The 17521-nt window shown below is 39.2% G+C and carries 13 protein-coding genes; 1 reads left to right on the forward strand and 12 read right to left on the reverse strand.

Translation table 11 applies throughout. The features are described from left to right. Positions 1–28: 28 nt before the first annotated feature. From ACFO6W_RS19240 to ACFO6W_RS19295, 12 genes are all read right to left on the reverse strand, one after another. A complete protein-coding gene (locus ACFO6W_RS19240) occupies positions 29–3976 on the reverse strand; it encodes a hybrid sensor histidine kinase/response regulator transcription factor (RefSeq protein WP_379999428.1) in 3948 nt (1315 codons plus the stop codon). 232 nt (positions 3977–4208) lie between these two features. Continuing rightward, the gene (locus ACFO6W_RS19245) at positions 4209–5909 is read right to left on the reverse strand and encodes a hypothetical protein (protein ID WP_379999430.1); all 1701 of its coding nucleotides are present in this window, start codon (positions 5907–5909) and stop codon (positions 4209–4211) included. 517 nt (positions 5910–6426) lie between these two features. Further along, positions 6427–8154, reverse strand: a complete 1728-nt coding sequence (locus ACFO6W_RS19250) for a sensor histidine kinase (protein WP_379999432.1) — start codon at positions 8152–8154, stop codon at positions 6427–6429. A gap of 61 nt (positions 8155–8215) precedes the next feature. Beyond that, entirely contained in the window at positions 8216–8917 is a 702-nt protein-coding gene (locus ACFO6W_RS19255) for a response regulator transcription factor (RefSeq protein WP_379999434.1), read from the reverse strand. Beyond that, entirely contained in the window at positions 8901–9581 is a 681-nt protein-coding gene (locus ACFO6W_RS19260; protein ID WP_379999436.1) for a phosphate signaling complex PhoU family protein, read from the reverse strand. The genes ACFO6W_RS19255 and ACFO6W_RS19260 overlap by 17 nt, the downstream gene beginning before the upstream one ends. A gap of 99 nt (positions 9582–9680) precedes the next feature. Further along, on the reverse strand, positions 9681–10463 hold the full coding sequence (pstB, locus tag ACFO6W_RS19265; protein WP_379999438.1) for a phosphate ABC transporter ATP-binding protein PstB: 783 nt from the start codon (positions 10461–10463) through the stop codon (positions 9681–9683). Beyond that, positions 10448–11332, reverse strand: a complete 885-nt coding sequence (pstA, locus tag ACFO6W_RS19270) for a phosphate ABC transporter permease PstA (protein ID WP_379999440.1) — start codon at positions 11330–11332, stop codon at positions 10448–10450. Before pstA ends, pstB begins: the two co-directional genes overlap by 16 nt. Then, positions 11329–12243, reverse strand: coding sequence for a phosphate ABC transporter permease subunit PstC (gene pstC, locus ACFO6W_RS19275; RefSeq protein ID WP_379999442.1), 915 nt, complete (start codon positions 12241–12243; stop codon positions 11329–11331). The genes pstA and pstC overlap by 4 nt, the downstream gene beginning before the upstream one ends. Before the next feature lie 48 nt (positions 12244–12291). Next, positions 12292–13362: a phosphate ABC transporter substrate-binding protein PstS gene (gene pstS / locus ACFO6W_RS19280; RefSeq protein ID WP_379999444.1), complete on the reverse strand. Its 1071-nt coding sequence runs from the start codon at positions 13360–13362 to the stop codon at positions 12292–12294. 226 nt (positions 13363–13588) lie between these two features. Next, positions 13589–14620: a hypothetical protein gene (locus tag ACFO6W_RS19285; RefSeq protein WP_379999447.1), complete on the reverse strand. Its 1032-nt coding sequence runs from the start codon at positions 14618–14620 to the stop codon at positions 13589–13591. Between the two features lie 260 nt (positions 14621–14880). Continuing rightward, positions 14881–15228 carry a hypothetical protein gene (locus tag ACFO6W_RS19290; RefSeq protein WP_379999450.1) on the reverse strand — a complete coding sequence of 116 codons (348 nt, stop codon included), beginning with the start codon at positions 15226–15228 and terminating at the stop codon, positions 14881–14883. A 119-nt stretch (positions 15229–15347) separates the two neighbouring features. Continuing rightward, a complete protein-coding gene (locus ACFO6W_RS19295; protein WP_379999452.1) occupies positions 15348–16649 on the reverse strand; it encodes a mechanosensitive ion channel family protein in 1302 nt (433 codons plus the stop codon). Positions 16650–17028: 379 nt separating this feature from the next. On the opposite strand from ACFO6W_RS19295, the gene ACFO6W_RS19300 reads away from it, so the two are divergent. Next, positions 17029–17415, forward strand: a complete 387-nt coding sequence (locus ACFO6W_RS19300) for a diacylglycerol kinase family protein (RefSeq protein WP_379999454.1) — start codon at positions 17029–17031, stop codon at positions 17413–17415. Positions 17416–17521 lie beyond the last annotated feature (106 nt).

Below are 17521 nucleotides of genomic sequence, written 5' to 3' on the forward strand. Positions count from 1 at the left end.
AATAAGTTTGAAAATCGATAATTATAGTTTATTTAATTATTTTACTCGGACTTATGCCAAATCGTTCTTTAAATACGGTACTAAAATATTTGGGGTCGGTAAAACCGGTCATGATGGATACTTCGAATACATTATATTGTCCTATCTGCAATAATTCTCTTGCTTTACTCAACCTGATATTTCTGGTAAATGTATTTGGTCCTTCCCCCGTTAGGGCTTTAAGTTTATTATAATAAGTAGAACGGCTCATCCCCATTGTTAAGTAAAGGTTATTCATCGAAAAGGAAGGATCGTCCAGGTGTTCCTCTACGATACGGATGGTTTTTTCCAGGAACTCCTTATCGAGGGGATTGGTATATTCCGGATTTTGATCCGGGTTACCGGATGAGCTCAATGTCTTTTTCAGATTTTCCCGGAACTGTAATATATTCCTGATTTTAGCTTTCAGAATGGATATGTCGAAAGGCTTGGTAATATAATCGTCAGCTCCGCAACTCAATCCTTTCAATATATTTTCTTTTTCTGCCAATGCCGTTAACAGAATAACCGGAATATGGCTCGTCTCCATCGAGTTTTTTAACCGGGCGCACATTTCATCCCCATTCATATTCGGCATAAGGTTGTCTGAAATAATGAAGTCGGGATGCGTTTCGGTTATGATTGAAAGCGCTTCCTGTCCGCCCAGGGCTTCTATAATATCGTAATGTGCAGACAGATTATTTTTCAAATACAGGCGCATATCATCGTTATCTTCTACAATAAGCAGCCTGATTTTCTTTTTTTCTTTTTCATATTCTTCTATACCGGTATTTGTCCCGGATATTTCAGTATCCCTGTCACTATGAAGGCTTTCCTCTTCTATTACAGATACCTTTAACATTTCTTTCTTACGGAAAAATTCTTCACCTTTCTGGAAGGATAATTTAAATTCCGTTCCGGTATTTTCTTTACTTGTGAAGTTAATTGATCCTTCATGCAGCTTAACAAGCTTCTTTGTAAGCATTAGTCCGATCCCGCTTCCCGTTTCTCTTGAGTTTATCGCATTCCTGGCTCTGAAAAACTGTTTAAAGAGGTACTTTTGTTCCTGTTGCGGAATACCGATACCATTATCTGCAACTGATAGATACCAATATTTCTGGTCATGCGATACATTGACTATGATCTGACCGTCGTTTCTGGAGTATTTGACTGCATTTGATAACAGGTTGTTGATTATTTTATCCATTTTCTCACGATCAAACCAAACGTGTAGCTGCTCGAATCCCATTTCCAGTATAAGGGTAATATTTTTATGTTCGGCTTCTACTTTATAAAGTAATATCCTTTCCTGAATATATTCTTTCAATTCGTGTTTCGAGACTACCAGCCGTAGCAGCGATAGATCTGCCTTCTGAAAGTCCAGTAACCGGGTTATCATCAGTGCCAGTTTTTCTGTATTGCGGGTAGCGATATCCAATGCAATCTGTCCTTTTTCCGTTAGATTCTCATTTTCCGACAGATCATTTAAAGGAGCCTTAATTAAAGAGACAGGCGTTCTGATATCATGTGCCATATCGATAAAGAATTGATTCTTTTCTTTTGTATAGCGCTTTTCTATGGAACCCTTCATATACTGGGTAGCTAGTTTTATTATAAACGCGAATAGAACAATATATAAAATATATGCATAAGTTGATTTCCAGAAAGGGGGACTGATGTGTACAGCTATGGTTCTTTCATCGATAAGTGCCCTGCTATCTTTATTTAAGATCTTTAGCCTGAACTGATAGTTGCCGGGACTGATATTTGTATAACTAACTGTATTGTTCTCTGTAGCTGTGTACCATTTATCATCGAAATTCTCAAACATATAGGAGTAAATTATCTGCTTGGGGGAACTGTAATTAATTGATGAGAAGGCAAAAGAAAAAGAATTTTGTTTATACGTCAGCGATAAAGAATTTGTTTCGTTAATAGCATTTTTAAGTATACCGTTATCCTCTCCTATTTTTACAGAATTATAAAACAGCTTGAAATCCGTGAAGATAAGTTTTGCTCTTATATCCGTATTCGTGATTCCATCAATGGGAAGTTCCAGTACACCGTTGATAGTACCGAATACTAAATTACCGCTCTGCCTCCGGATAGACGTACAAGGTGTAAAACTAAAATTTTTAAGCCCCAGATAACTACTAATACCATAAAATTGTCCGGTTTGCGGATTAAACTTAAAAATATCCCGTTCGGTAGTTATCCAGATATTCCCGTTCTTGTCATCTTCGATACTGTAGATGTAGTTTGATGTAAGGCCCTGATCAGTGGTATATGCCTGAAACGATTCGGTACGCGGATTAAACAAGACTAGTCCGCTACCCTCTGTACCCAGCCACACTTCGTTTTCCCCGGCAACATAAAAATCACGAACTGCACTTTTCTTATTTTTTCCTTCAAATCCGGAATATTCCTTAAAATACGAAGTTCCGGTATCTAACAGACAAAAACCGGCAGTTGTTCCTATCAGCAGGTATTTTTCGCTTAAAGGCCTTATTTCCCCCAGGGTCTCTATGCTATAATACTGGAACGTATTTTCCCTGATATTATATCGTGTAAGCTTCCCCCATAATCCGCCGAACCAGACATTGTCCTTTTTATCCGTATAGATCGAATATATATAATTTGTATTGATCGAAGCCTGAAGTTTTTGGTCTTCTTTCTTATAATTGACTACTTCTCCGCTCTGCCTGTTTATCCGAAAAACTCCCATTCCGTAAGTTCCTGCCCAAATATTTTTATAACCGTCTTCATCAAGGGATATAACAACAGCTTTTCTTGTTTCATTATTCATCAAATAATGTTTCCATTTTTTTGTTTCCGAATGATAGCAGCTTATGCCGTTATTCGTACCGACCCATAAGTTCCCGTCAGAATCTTCGAGAAGGGCATTTACTTGGTTATTGGCTAACGAATTCGGCTCATTATATATATGCTTATAATAAGAAATACCTGAAAGTACGGGAACAATAATATTGACTCCATTGGCATAAGTTGTGATCCAGATATAATTATTTTCATCTACAGCGATGTCATATACAGAGTTACTGGTCAATTCATTCCCCGAATTATGATCGGAATCAAAATAAGATACCAGTGAGTCCGAATCACAATCTATTATATAGACCCCCGAGCCGTCTGTCCCGATTACAATTTTATTGTAACCGGCATAATTCAATGAGCGGATTGCAGCATGAGGTATTACAGGAAATAATGATTTTACCAGATTAGTGGACATATCGAATACAGATACTCCTTTCAATTCGGTTCCTATATATATTTTCTGTCCTTTACAGAGCAAACGGCTTACCTTTCCGTATTGCGATCCAATATCGACTTGTTGTACTATGACATAACCTCCGGTGATTTCCTTAGCCAGTTTATACAGGTGCTTATCTGTCCCTACATAAAAAGACCCTTTGCCATCTTCCTGTACGCAGGACGGAAGCTCATTATCAAAAATGAAAAGGGACTGGAAATCTTCACTTTGCGGATTGAAAACATATAATCCGAAATTCGAGACAATCCACAGCTGATCGTTAGAATCAAGGTACACAGACAACAGCATTAAATCCTTGTAATTAATTCTCTGCCTGATATCGAAGTATAATTCGAAATCATCCGTAAATTTATTATAACGGAATATTTTTCCTCCCTGTAAAGCGACCATAAACTCACCCTTATTGTTAAGTAATGCCCGGGTATAGGAAGGATAGTTTTCATATACCAAGCTGTCATCTTTCAATTTGTAATGCTTTACCTGATATCCGTCAAACCTGTCGATGCCCATATAGGTAATAAACCACATGAATCCGGTTGAATCTTTTTCAACCTGAAATACCTGATTACTGCTTAATCCGTCGTCCATATCAAGATATCTGAAACCCTGTGAATAAATATCAGGAATAATACATATTAAGAAAGAAAATAAAAACAGAATTCTCATATATGAAAGTTTTTCAACTCCTATCAAAAATTACAATATATTACTCAAGGTTCCAAATTCAAGTCTGTGTTGGATTTATATGTTGCAAATTAACGGAGATTTTTTATTTTAAACGTCAATTTCATGGTATTAAAATATTTAAGATAAGACATTAACAATGTCTGCTATCAGTTCCGGGACGTCTGTTAATGCCTTATTTTACATTTTATCAGGGTTGTCTTTCGATATAATACTATCTGGAATAACCGTGTACTTTTATATTATCGAATTCGAGCCATCTTTCGCTTCGTTGATTTGTGCTTCCGACACGCCAAACATAAATACGGAATTCGGCGACCTCTCCTCCTGCAAATTTCATCTTACTTATATCAAATTGCGCTGTAACCCAGCCGCTCACACTGTTTTCTGTATTCGATGATACGGAAACAGTCTTTCCTGTATGGTTAATTATTCCATCTTTACAGGTATAGAGTGCTGCAAAATAGGTAAGTTCGGGAGGAGTATCCGGTGCACCTGTCCGCGCCTGTATATCAAAGGTAAACCAATACAAATCCAGCTTCTTGTTATCCGAAGGGCTTATGGTGAAAGACAGATAGTTGTTTTTTTGGTTACCGCTGTTTATATTTACAGCCTCGTTCTCTGTAAGAGCGTTTATATGATCCGCTCCTTGTCCATGATCCCGTATCCATTTTCCTCCGTCCGAAGTATGCGGATCACCCTGCGTCGAAAACAACTCAAAACTTAAATTGTGATTATTTAGCCCACTCGCCGTAATAGTACCGGCATTATTGATAACAGGTTCTAAAGAGCTTCCGTTGAAATCATAGCTTAACAGCACATCTACTTGCCCAGGAGGAAGAGTTGGAGTATATTCCCTTTTCATCACCGGATTTTCTTCATTATGTAAAGAAACGAAGTTTTTCGCACGCAAATATACCTTATCTTCATCGCCATGTTTACGGATGTATTCGTCATTCATGAAAACCCATGCCCTTAGGCCATCTGCATATAAAGCGTCTAAGGATGCATTTGTAAACATATCGTCCATAAATAAATCGAACGCTCCCTGGGCATCAGCTATTTTTTTGTCTATCGGGTCTGGATTATCATCGGGGCCTCCACTCCATATCTTGAAATGAGAAACCATTACAGGCTTGTTATAGGTTCCGAGCTGGCTTACCGCATTACGTGTTTTCCCCGGTATCTGTTGCCAATTCTTATAACTTTGCATTTGCTGTACGCATGTGAAATCACTTGCTTCTATAGCTTCGTCCCAACGAGTTATATCGCGTGTCCCCGGTATTGCCTGCGGCCAGTGATAACCTCCCAGTCCAAGTCCGACCCACGCTTTATCATATGTGTCGTGAATCGTGCCTGCTGCTTTTATATAAGCGGCGGAAAGCTGCTTTTTGTAATTTTCCGCCGCTGCTTCTCCTGAAGGGGGATAGGTCTCCAACTCGGTAAAAAGGACTATATACAAAGGACCATAATTAGGACCGTTACCCTTAAATATTTCCGTCAGTTCTTTTATATCATCTTGAAACTGGTCTCCAATGGCATAATCGGCAGTCTCCCTGTTTTGGGCCAACCATACGATAAGTTGTATTCCATATCCTTGCGCGTAAATATCGGAAACTGTCGTTTGATTTTTATATCCTCGTATCCAGCTCATATCCTGAGGCCCATTATACCAATGGGATACTAACTTTATAGATGTTTCATTGAGAAGAGCGCTGCTTTTTGCGCCTGTAAAATTATCTCCGATTCCCCAAAGAATTTTGGTAGTTGACGGCAGTGTGTCAAGTTCCTCCTCTTCGTTATTATTTTCATTATTATTTATCAGCGGCTCGTCAATAGGTTCTTCGAAATCTTTACACCCCCCAAATAAAAATGATAAAAGAACAATATACAAGAGACAAAACAAATTTTTCATAAAGATTCAGGTTTTGGTTTTTAATCAAGTTAGTTTTCATGATGCAAATATACTTTGGCATTAACATAAAGCAGGTTTGTTTTTTGCCTGATTAGGTTTGTATTTTACTTTTTAACCCGTTTGAGGAAATTAAATTTCCAGATTCAGATTCTATCCTAAACCTTTTTGTAGACTGCCTTGTACTCAATCAGTGTTCAGTCAAATGGATATGCTGATATACATATTGCGATATAATTTTACGTAATAGTTATGTAACAATATTTGTCAGGTTTCTTGATAATTGTGTAATGTTCTGCATACTTAAGTAACAAAGGTAACAGTTTTTTAGCTTTCTTATCTTGTTATATTTTCTAATATATTCAGCTTTTCAAAGAACAACATACTGATGACTACGATATTGATAAAATCTTAAAAAAATCATGCACATTTTAAATATCAATATTAAGTTTGTATAAAAATAAAAGCATGGAAAATATCCCATGCTTTTATCTTTACTATAATATAATAATACTGTCTTCTATTTCTTCAGTGTAAAGAAGAATTCCAATCCCCCGCCGGCACGGTTTTTAACCTGTATCTCTCCTTTGTGGAACAGGACGGCATTCTTTACAATGGATAAGCCTAAGCCAGAACCGCCCGTATCGCGTGTGCGCCCTTCGTTAACGCGATAGAAACGTTCGAAAAGCCTTGCCAGATATTGTTCGTCAACGCCCCGGCCAGTGTCGCAGAAACTAAAATACAGATATTCATTATCCTCCATATAGTTTTTGATGTTGATCTCTATATGTTGTCCGGCATAGCTGATCGAATTATCTACCAGATTGCGGAAAATAGAATAGAGCAGTGTATAATTCCCGTCTATAGTCAGGTCGTCTTTGATAGACACGTTTAACTTTATGTCGTTTGCCGCCAATCCGTCAGCTAAATCTATCCTTACTTCGTCTACGAGCTGTGCCAGATTCACTTTCTCCAGTTTAAACTGTGCAGGAGCTTCTTCTATTTTACTGATAAGGCTTACATCGTCTATCAGGTTCGACAGGCGGATGGTCTGCTGATGGGCCCGGTGGATAAATTGCGCCTGCTTGTATGCTTCCAGTTTTTGGGAATCCAACGTCTCGAGATAGCCACGCAGGCTTGTAACAGGAGTTCTCAGTTCATGGGCGATATTATTTGTCATTTCCTGTTTCAGCAGGCGGGTTTTTTCGGTGCGGGTAATGTCTTTTATTGTAATCTCGAAGCTGTCGTCTTCGAAAACAATTGTCTGAATTGAGAAGGTCTTTCCATTCTTTTTCAGTTGGAAAGTATGGAAGTTCTCATCCTTTGTCCGTTTGCTGATAAACTCTATCGCAGGATCGAATATTTCTTCCTTGATAATGGCTTCCAGGTTGAAAACAGGCTGGTCTACAATAAAGTTGAAATACTGGAAGAAATGTGTATTGGCATAGATCTTCTTGAAATCTTTATCGAAGATGCAAATACCTTCATGTGAAAACTGGAAGTGTTGTATCAGTTTTTCCCGCTCAACTTCTATCTCCCGTTTGCTGTTTTCTTTCTGTTTGAGTATGGTTACCAGTTGCCTGCCGATTTCACCCAATTCATCGTCAGGGAATTCTATCTTCTCGGTCAACGGCTTGTCATCTTTAATTTTAGTGGTCAATGTTTTTAGCTGCGAGATAGACTTTCCGAATCGTCCCGCCGCATAATTCAGTAGAACCAGTACTATAATAAACATGCCGATGACAATATATATAAAGAAGCTGTCGGCTTTAAGCATGCTTTTTGTCTCTACCGTATATGGCAGGGCTACACGTACATAGTACTTTTTGTAATGTTTGGCATAATACAGATATTCGTGCCTGGTAGATACAGACATCCGGATATTGGAACCAGTATTCTGATACAGGGCATTGCGTATCTCCGGACGGTTGAGGTGATTTTCCAGTGTGCTGATATCCTTAACATCCTTGTCGAAAGTAACCTTACCATCCGTATTTATAATGCTGATACGGATATCTTTGGGTAATATATAGGCCAGGGTATCTATGTGTGTCATGTCGCTGTCGGTCAGTTGGCGCATTTCTATATATGTATGTATCATCTCGGCATAGCTGTCGAGCCTGTTTTCCATGGCTTTTGTACGTTGCGCCTTTTCCTCTTTCTGTTCGAATACTATAATAGACACCGTGAAAAGTGCGAATATGATGAAGAAATAGGAGAATATCCGTTGCTTGTAAGTCAGTTTCATAATCTTTTCGGTTACGAGTTACGAGTTACGGGTTACAAGAATAGGAACTTGTAACTTGTAATTATTTATTTTGTAAATTGAATGTATATCCATATCCGGTACGGTTTACGATATAATCGCCATAAGCACCGATCTTTTTCCTGAGACGCGCGATGTGTACATCTACAGTTCTTTCCAATACAATGCCATCATCTTTCCATGCCTTGTCCAGTATGTCGGTGCGTGAAAATATGCGGCCTGTGTTCTGTACAAGCAATACCAATATATTGAATTCGGTTTTGGTAAGCTCTACAACTTCCTTATCCACGGTAACGGTTTTGGTATCGAAATCTATTTCCAGATTGTTCACTGTCAGCAGATTTTTCTGAGCCGCGTTACTTTGGTTCTCTGTTCTTTTCAACACGCTTCTTACACGGGCCACCACTTCCTTTATTGAGAAAGGTTTGGAAATATAGTCGTCCCCTCCGATAGAGAAGCCTGTCAGCATATCATTCTCGGTATCTTTTGCAGTCAGGAAAATGATAGGGATACTATTGCCGTCTTTTCTTAACTGGTCGGCAAATTTAAACCCTGAAATACCCCCCATCATGACATCCAGTAATATCAACCGGTGTTTAGGTGTCAGCATTTTCACGGCCTGTTCGGACGATTCGGCGAGATCTATGTTGTACCCTTCGTTTTGAAGATTAAACTGGAGGATTTCGCGGATATCCGGCTCATCGTCCACTATCAAAATGGATATATTCTTATTGTTTGTTTCCATGTCTGATGTCTTTTCCTTCTGTTAAATAAATAGTGGCTTCAGCGATATTAGTGGCGCTGTCACCGATGCGTTCCAGATTGTGAGATATGGAGTTTACATTTATCATATTCTGTATTTCTTTTTTGCTCAGCTTCTTGTCAGCAAAAGTCTCTTGTAAAGATAAGCCTATTTGATGATATAATTCATCAACTTTATCATCATCTTCTATCACCTGATAAGCTATATAGCTATCTTCGTTGGAGAAAGAGAATATTGCGTTCCGGAGCATTTCGCTGGTATATTGTACCATCTTGCTGATAATCTTTTTTATATCCTCAAAATACGGAGTGGATAAATCCACTTTTTTAAGGAAATGGATGATATTCAGCAGCATATCGCCAATACGTTCCAGGTTTGTGGTCAGATCCTGATAAGTTATTATCTTACGCAGGTCGGCGGCAATAGGGTTGAACTGGAAAATGGTAAATACCACCTCTTCACGTACTTTTATTTCCAGCCTGTCCATGATTATTTCGTTCGATTCGGCTTCTTCATAAAGGGATTCGATTGTATTGTCGTTAAGCAATTTGGTGGTTATCTGCATCTGTATCATGGCCGTTTTTGACAATAGTTCGAAATCGTGGAGAAGAAGTTCGAGTTGCTTGGCTTTTATATTTGTTGTCATGTCTTTTAGCTTTTAGCCATTAGCTTTTAGCCAATAGCTTTTTGTTTTACATTATAATATTTTAGGCTAATAGCTAACAGCTATCAGCTAAAGGCTATATTAACTAAATACTCCTGTCAGGTAATCCTCCGTACGCTTATCTTTCGGTTTGGTAAACATCTGTTTGGTGGTACCATATTCTACCAGTTCCCCCAGATACATAAACATCGAGTTGTCCGATAAACGGGCTGCCTGAGACATATTGTGCGTAACAATTACTATAGTATATTCTTTCTTTAGTTCAAATATCAACTCTTCTACCCTGTTCGTCGATATAGGGTCGAGGGCCGAAGTCGGCTCATCCATCAGCAACAATTCGGGTTTCAGTGCCAGTGCGCGTGCAATGCACAAGCGTTGCTGCTGTCCTCCCGAAAGGAATGTTCCTTTTTTATTCATAGAGTCCTTCACTTCGTCCCAGAGGGCGACACTGCGTAAACTGCTTTCCACAACTTCGTCCCGTTCCGTTTTACTCAGCTTAATATTATTCAGTTTATATCCAGCAATGACATTGTCGTAGATACTCATTGTCGGAAAGGGGTTAGGCCGCTGAAATACCATGCCTGCAAGCCTGCGTACTTTCATAGGGTTCATATCAAAGATATTTTTCCCTTTCAGCAGGATTTCCCCGGTTGTTTCAATATCGGGATACAATTCATGCATGCGGTTTATAGCACGCAGAAGTGTACTTTTTCCACAGCCCGATGGTCCCATGATGGCCGTAACCGTATTCTCCCTGATATTGGCATTCACCATATTCACTGCATTCTTGCCGGGAGTATAAGATACGGATACATCTTTGAGTTCCAGTATATATTGTTCGTTCAAATTTACTGTATTTTCCATTTTTTAGCTATACTTTTTGCAAAAAGATTTATACCCAATACAAATAAGAGAAGCAGCAGGGAAGAAGACCATACCAGATTCGCCAGATTGGGATCGTTATAAAATTCCCATATCAGTAAGGATATGGCACTTGTGGGGTTGGTTGCATCCCAGTTTACAGTAGATGCTCCGAGTGCCGTAACCAGCAGAGGAGCAGTTTCGCCCATCACACGCGATATGGCCAGTAGCGAGCCGGTAAACAATCCGCTGAATGCCGAAGGTAATAATACCCGCAACACAACGGTTGTGTATGAACCGCCCAATGCCAGTCCGGCTTCCTTAAGGGATACCGGCAGCATTTTTAAACTTTCTTCGGTAGAACGTATTATCATCGGCAACATCATTATGGCAAGAGCAATACTACCTGCCAGAGCTGAATAGCCCGACATAGGGATAACTATCCAGATGTAAACCACAACCCCGATGACTATCGACGGTATTCCCTGTAAGAGGTCACTAAGGCTGCGTACAAAACCCGCCATACGTTTTTTTGGGTTTTCGGCAAGGTAAACGCCCACCATTATCCCGACAGGGATAGCTATTACTATAGCAATGGCGAGGATAAGCAATGTACCGGTGATACCATTCAGTATCCCCCCCGGTATAGGGCTGTCGCTGATACGGGCGAGCATGGCTTCCATAGAGGTAGGCGCTACTTCCGTAAACAAGTTTAGATTGAATTGTTTGTATCCTTTTTTTACTAGTTCCCAAAGGATAAGAAAAAGAGGAATCATAGTGATAGCCGACAAGGTGCAAACAGCGAAGAAGAATATTTTACTCTTCGTCAGCCTGTATTTGGCTGTGGATGTCAGTCTCTTTTTCTTTTTCATTTATTTACCATTTTCATGATGTATTTGGCTACAAAGTTGATACATGCCGTTATCAGGAACAGTAATAATCCGATAGCCATCAGCGAGCTTAATTTCAGTCCGCTGGATTCTCCAAACTGATTGGCAATGATACTTGCCATTGAATTTCCTGTATCTGATATACTGACAGGTATGTTATTGGTATTTCCTATCAGCATGGTCACGGCCATTGTCTCTCCCAGGGCGCGACCGAATGCCAATACATAGGATGCGAATATACCCGAACCTGCAACAGGCAGGTTTATAGAGGTTATTACTTCCAGATTGGTGGCTCCGAGGCTGTATGCTCCTTCTTTAAGATCGTTAGGTACCATAGCGATGAACTCGGCACTGAGCGATGATGCATAAGGGATAATCATAATTGCCAGAACGATAGATGATAGCAATATGCCGAATCCCTGATCGCTCACACCCATATCAATCAATATAGGGCGCAAGGTATAAAAACCCCACAACCCATATACTATCGACGGTATTCCCGCCAGCAGGTCTACAACAGAACTTACTATTGTCGATACCTTTTTATTTCTGAAATACTCCCCGTTAAACAATGCAACAGAGAGAGAGAACGGGATACAGAACAGCAGGGCCAGGATAGATGTCATCATTGTGCCCGCAATGAATGGCAGTGCGCCGTATACATTATTCCGTGAATCCCATTCGGTAGAGGTGATAAAGCCTAACCCAAATTCGGAGAATGCTCCGATGCTCTTGCTTACCAGCCCGTATATGACTCCTGCTGTGAGTAATATTATCAGGCAGGCTGCAATAAATAATGTGGCTTTAAATATTTTATCTTTGAGCCCGTCCGAACCTCCCCGGCGGGAGGCTTTGGTGGACTCTGATGAATTTTTAGTCTTCAAATAAAACATGTTGTATCATTTTATTGACCTTCCACTCAGGGGAGGTATGAAGGGAGCTTAGTGGGCAGCTCCTTTTGCTACTGATAATTGATATGTTTCTATTTTCTTTCCATCATAAGTCATCGACTCTATAATAGCTTTTGTTTTTTCTACAGCTACCGGAGGAAGCGGTGCATAGTGCGTCTTAGTGGCTATGGTCTGTCCTTCTTCACTGATGATATAGTTGAGTAATCCGGCAAGTGCTTTGGCCTGAACCTCAGATCTTACATTGTAATTCTGCTCTTTGTAAGCGATGATCCATGTAAATGTGCTGATTGGATAAGCTTCCGGATTCGGAGAGTTTGTGATAACTACACGTGTGTCGTTCGGGATATCTACATTGGCAGAAGCCGAGATACTTTTGCTGTCGGCCGCTATAAAGTTGCCGGCGCTGTTTTGCAATAATGCTGCGGACATATTTAATGCCAACGCGTATTCAGAGCCGATATATCCTATCGCGCCTTCTGTTTCGGCGATAATTCCTGCTACGCCCGGATTTCCTTTAGCTGCGATACCTACCGGGAATTTCAATGATTTGCCTTCGCCTATCTCTGTTTTCCATGTTTCATTTACTTTCGACATATATTCGGAGAATACAGATGTGGTTCCACTGCCATCTGAACGGTAAACAGCTGTAATGCCTTTATCCGGTAAGTTTAAATCAGGATTTATTTCCTTGATCCTGGCATCATTCCAGTTGGTTATTTTACCTCTGTAAATATCTGAAATGAGATCTGCTGTCAGTTTCAGGTCTTTTACATCTTTCAGGTTATAAGATAAAACCACAGCTCCCAGACAGGTTGGAATATGTACTATGTCCGCACCCATATCTTTCAATTCTGTATCCGATAAGAATACATCGGTTGCGCCGAAGTCCACCGTCTGGTCTTTGAGGCTGCGGATACCGCCGCCGCTACCGATAGCTCCGTAGGTAACGGGGCTGCCGATTTTTGCGTACTCTTTAAATACTATGTTGTAGAATGGTGCAGGGAATGTCGCTCCGGCTCCGGATAATGCCGATTCTTTCTTTCCGCACGAGCTTAGTGCGATAATTAATGTTGCTGCTGTGAATAATAAAACTTTTTTCATTTCCTTTTATTTTTAAATTCTGATGCAATATTATTATGTTATTATAACAAATGGACTAAGGATTTGTTACGAAACAGTTAAGATTGAAAATGATGAATGTAATTGAACATTAAAATTACAAATACTTTGTTCCTGCGGATTTTATTTCAACTACTGATTGGCATACAATGATAAAAAACGCCCATTAAAAAATGAGCGCTCAAGATTATTTTGTGCATCAGAAAATTTACAAATTAATCTCCAGGTTTATAAAGAAATACTGTTCAGCTTTGCCTCTGTCTGCATTTATGTTGCGAAAGTTTGGAGCGATTTTCAATTGCTTCAATGGCTGGAATTCCGCACCTATCATCATAAGCTGGCCATCGAGGCTGTTCCATGGCGATGTAAAATTATCGGGATTGGACGAATCCATCAGGTCGTACCGGGCGAATGTTCTCCATTTCGGGGCTACTTTGGCCGATGCATAAACGGAATATCCATAATAATCTTTTTTGTCTATAAAGCCTTTGTTATAAACTCTGTTATACTCCACACCTCCCGATATTTTCTTATCCTGGTAGCCCGCAAAGAGAGATAATGAGTATTGGTCTTTGTATTTAGCGTCTGTTATACCCGTAGGCAGGGCGTCTCGCTGTGTCTCATCATCATTATATACGTCTGCATAAACTCTCAATATTGTATTTTTTATCGGGTGCAGGCTTAGTCCGGCAGCATAACGCATGCTATTGTCCTTTTTTACTTTTTTGTATCCTTCTCCGTTGGTAAGGCTGAAGTCGGCCGAAATGTAATTATTGAAAGTATATTCTGCTGTAAAACCTAAATCTACGCTAGGTGCCATTTTATTCAAATCCTGAAAAGATTTCATCACATAGCGGTGCATCCAGTATTTTTCCTGAATGCTGAATTGCATCAGGTTGGTTTGTCCGAGATTTACATTGAAGCCTTTGTCGTTCCAGTTTACAAAAGCATTGCGTAGATATACTTCCAGTCCGTCGGATGATGTTTTTCCTGCCGCTCCGTCAATTATGACCTGTGCCTGTATTGTACGGGTAAATTTATAGTTATATCCGAGGAATGCCCGTGTAATATCAAATCCTTTTTCTTTGTTCACGTGTCCAAAACCTGTACTGTAATCTAAAAATCCCCGTGCAATAACATTACCTGACGGTTTAAACGAAACGGAGTCTTTTTCCTGAGCAAAACAAGGGCTAATGGCCTGTAAAATTATGAGGCTGAAAATAAAATAAAGTTGTTTCATGTCTATTTCCTGATTTTTTTTTGCAAAGTAAAGCTTAAAGATTTGAAAACAGCTTTGTATTATCATTAAGGTTTGGTTAAGATAAGGTTACGATTATCTACATCCTTCGCTATACAATGATTGCCATATCTAAAACAGTTACCTGACCAGCATGGGGAACCTACCTTCCGGATTTTTTATACCTTCCCCGGATAGTCGAAATTACGCTGATCTGATAAGGTTGTCCTTGATCCCTTTTAATAACGACCCCTCTCTGTAACCTAATCGGCTTTATTTTGGCCTATCCTCAAAAACGTTTTGTTTTTACTGAAAAAGCAATCGAGCGTATCATTAATATTATATATACGGAAACTGTTTGCATAACTCCAGGTGCCTCTTACATATACTTTGCAGAGATAGACTTCACCGGGGTTTTCGCGCTTATCTTCGGGTATTTCTTTGTATGACAATGCGTTCACCTCTTCTATTTTTGTAATAGTACCATTGTCGGCATCCCTGTATTTGAAATGGCTTTTTACAGCTTCGCCCATTTTATCCAGATCGCTTTGGCAAGAAGTTGATGAAAGCATGCCAAAGAGAATGATTATTGAAAATATACACTTTTTCATATTGGTTTTATTTTTAAATTAGCAAATCCGGATATTAGCAGATTAGCAAATAAGGTTGTCGCTTTGCATTATTTACCGATTTTCGAATCTGCTAATTTTCCAATTATCTGTACCAAATCTTATTGTTCCATCCGCTTCATATATACATTGTAATCATCACTTCCCGACGACTCTTCGTATATTGTGAGTCCGAAATACTGTACCACGCTTATCAGATGATTCATAATTTCGGCTAATATAGTCTCGTACTCTGCCCATATGGTTGTGCTGGTAAATGTATATAATTCTATAGGTAGGCCTTGTGTCGTTGATGCCAGCTGCCTTACCAAAAGTGTCATATCCTTATTTATATCCGGATGGTTGCGCAGATAATATATGCCGTATTGCATAAACAGGTCGCAATTGGTAATGGCATGTTTATTCAATGGTAAATCGCTATTGCTCTGTTTATTCAACTTTGCATACACACCTTGCTTCTCCTTAATATAATCGGAAAGCCCGTCTACTTTTTTAAATTTTTCAATTTCGTCTTCTGTCAAAAAACGGATACTGTCATATTTGATATTTAATGCCCGCCTGAATCGCCGTCCACCGGATTCCTGCATACCGCGCCAGTTTTGGAATGAATCGGAGATCAGGGCGTAAGTCGGGATCGTAGTAATTGTTTTGTCAAAGTTGCGGACTTTAACAGTGGTCAATGTTATTTCTTCCACATTTCCATCCGCCCCGTATTTGTTCATTGTTATCCAGTCGCCTATCTGAACCATGTCGTTGGTTGTAATCTGTATACTGCCGACAAAGCCCATGATAGAGTCTTTAAACATCAGTAGTAATACGGCCGAAGCGGCTCCCATAGCTGCAAAAAAAGCCGTGGCGGACCGTCCTGTAAGAATAGCGTATACAACTACCGCTCCGAATATGAAAAGAATGATTTGTATTACCTGGAAATAGCTTTTCATCGGCTTGTTCTTAAATGCAGGTTTCTCCTGTAAAACATCCCCGAACGATCTCACCAGTGCCATCACAGTCCATATAACCATAAAGACCAGGTAAATATCCGTCAATTTTATCAATGGGGTAATCAAACCTTTAAAGTCATAGAATACAATCGGTATTGCCCCTCTGACGAACGAGTATGGCACGACCAGAGCCAGATAGTGAGGGAGCTTATTGCTTATAGTGTACCCGAAAAATGATAATGTGGTTATTTTTTCGATACGGTGGAAAACAAATGTAAGTATTTTCCTTACTACGAGCTGTAACACATACACTGTGACAGCAACTATAACCAGCAATACTATCAGTTTGACATATTCAATCCATTGTTCGGGAACTCCCAGATCAGACAATATTTTTTGCATCCACCGGGCTATCGAGACAGTCATGGACTCGTAATCGGATTGTAAATCTTTTATATCCATATTATTTATACTTTTTTTAATATACTCTTTGTGTAAACAGATTTTGTCAGGCCTTAGTTTTTATTTTCTAAAATGAGTAACAGGAAGTATTTAATGAAAGGGATAGCTGCCTGTAATTCTTATCTCAATAAGCCAATAAATATAATGCCTGCGGCCTTGATTCCCCCAAGCCTCCCAAATTTAAGAATTAAAAATTGCCGATACAAGGGAGGATCGTAATTATGTATAAAAAACTGAATGTTTTGAATCGCACAGGCGGGGCAAAAGTAATGGATGCAATTGAACAGTTAGATTTGACATTACTCATATATTTTAATAAGTTTACAACTTATTTTTATACATTAGCGTGTCCTTAAGAACTACAGGAAAAAGAGTAAAAATGGAAAAAAGCAAAAAGAAGTTTTCTATAAAAGAAAGGCTATTAACATTCAAACATGTCTTTTGCGGCTTTAAGGTATTGTGGGCAGAGGAACACAATGCCCGCATCCATATTATTGTATCCGTCATTGTCGTTATACTAGGCGCCTTACTGGATATATCCCTGACCGAATGGCTAATTGTACTGGTACTGATCGGACTGGTTTTGTCTCTGGAAATTATCAACACATCCATAGAAAATATATGTGATTATATATCGCCCGAATGGCATATGATAATTAAGAAAATCAAAGACCTGGCAGCTGCCGCCGTTTTTCTGGCTGCTATGATATCTGTGGTTTGCAGAATCATTATTTTTTTACCCAAACTTTGTGATTTTTTTATATAAAATTGAGACTAATGTTAAATATTATGGACGTAAAATATTAAATTTAATTCCTATTACCCTTAATAAACAATAAAGAATCTCATAACAAACATATTATACTAAACTA

The organism is Dysgonomonas termitidis (genome assembly GCF_042654545.1).
In the GTDB taxonomy this organism is placed as follows: Bacteria; Bacteroidota; Bacteroidia; order Bacteroidales; family Dysgonomonadaceae; genus Dysgonomonas; species Dysgonomonas termitidis.

What these genes read in the sequence shown, in the direction of transcription:
- ACFO6W_RS19285 (WP_379999447.1), bottom strand. Translation starts at nt 14,620, where the DNA reads ATGAAACAACTTTATTTTATTTTCAGCCTCATAATTTTACAGGCCATT.
- ACFO6W_RS19295 (WP_379999452.1), bottom strand. Translation starts at nt 16,649, where the DNA reads ATGGATATAAAAGATTTACAATCCGATTACGAGTCCATGACTGTCTCG.
- ACFO6W_RS19240 (WP_379999428.1), bottom strand. Translation starts at nt 3,976, where the DNA reads ATGAGAATTCTGTTTTTATTTTCTTTCTTAATATGTATTATTCCTGAT.
- ACFO6W_RS19290 (WP_379999450.1), bottom strand. Translation starts at nt 15,228, where the DNA reads ATGAAAAAGTGTATATTTTCAATAATCATTCTCTTTGGCATGCTTTCA.
- pstB (WP_379999438.1), bottom strand. Translation starts at nt 10,463, where the DNA reads ATGGAAAATACAGTAAATTTGAACGAACAATATATACTGGAACTCAAA.
- ACFO6W_RS19300 (WP_379999454.1), top strand. Translation starts at nt 17,029, where the DNA reads ATGGAAAAAAGCAAAAAGAAGTTTTCTATAAAAGAAAGGCTATTAACA.
- ACFO6W_RS19260 (WP_379999436.1), bottom strand. Translation starts at nt 9,581, where the DNA reads ATGACAACAAATATAAAAGCCAAGCAACTCGAACTTCTTCTCCACGAT.
- ACFO6W_RS19245 (WP_379999430.1), bottom strand. Translation starts at nt 5,909, where the DNA reads ATGAAAAATTTGTTTTGTCTCTTGTATATTGTTCTTTTATCATTTTTA.
- pstS (WP_379999444.1), bottom strand. Translation starts at nt 13,362, where the DNA reads ATGAAAAAAGTTTTATTATTCACAGCAGCAACATTAATTATCGCACTA.
- ACFO6W_RS19255 (WP_379999434.1), bottom strand. Translation starts at nt 8,917, where the DNA reads ATGGAAACAAACAATAAGAATATATCCATTTTGATAGTGGACGATGAG.
- ACFO6W_RS19250 (WP_379999432.1), bottom strand. Translation starts at nt 8,154, where the DNA reads ATGAAACTGACTTACAAGCAACGGATATTCTCCTATTTCTTCATCATA.
- pstA (WP_379999440.1), bottom strand. Translation starts at nt 11,332, where the DNA reads ATGAAAAAGAAAAAGAGACTGACATCCACAGCCAAATACAGGCTGACG.
- pstC (WP_379999442.1), bottom strand. Translation starts at nt 12,243, where the DNA reads ATGTTTTATTTGAAGACTAAAAATTCATCAGAGTCCACCAAAGCCTCC.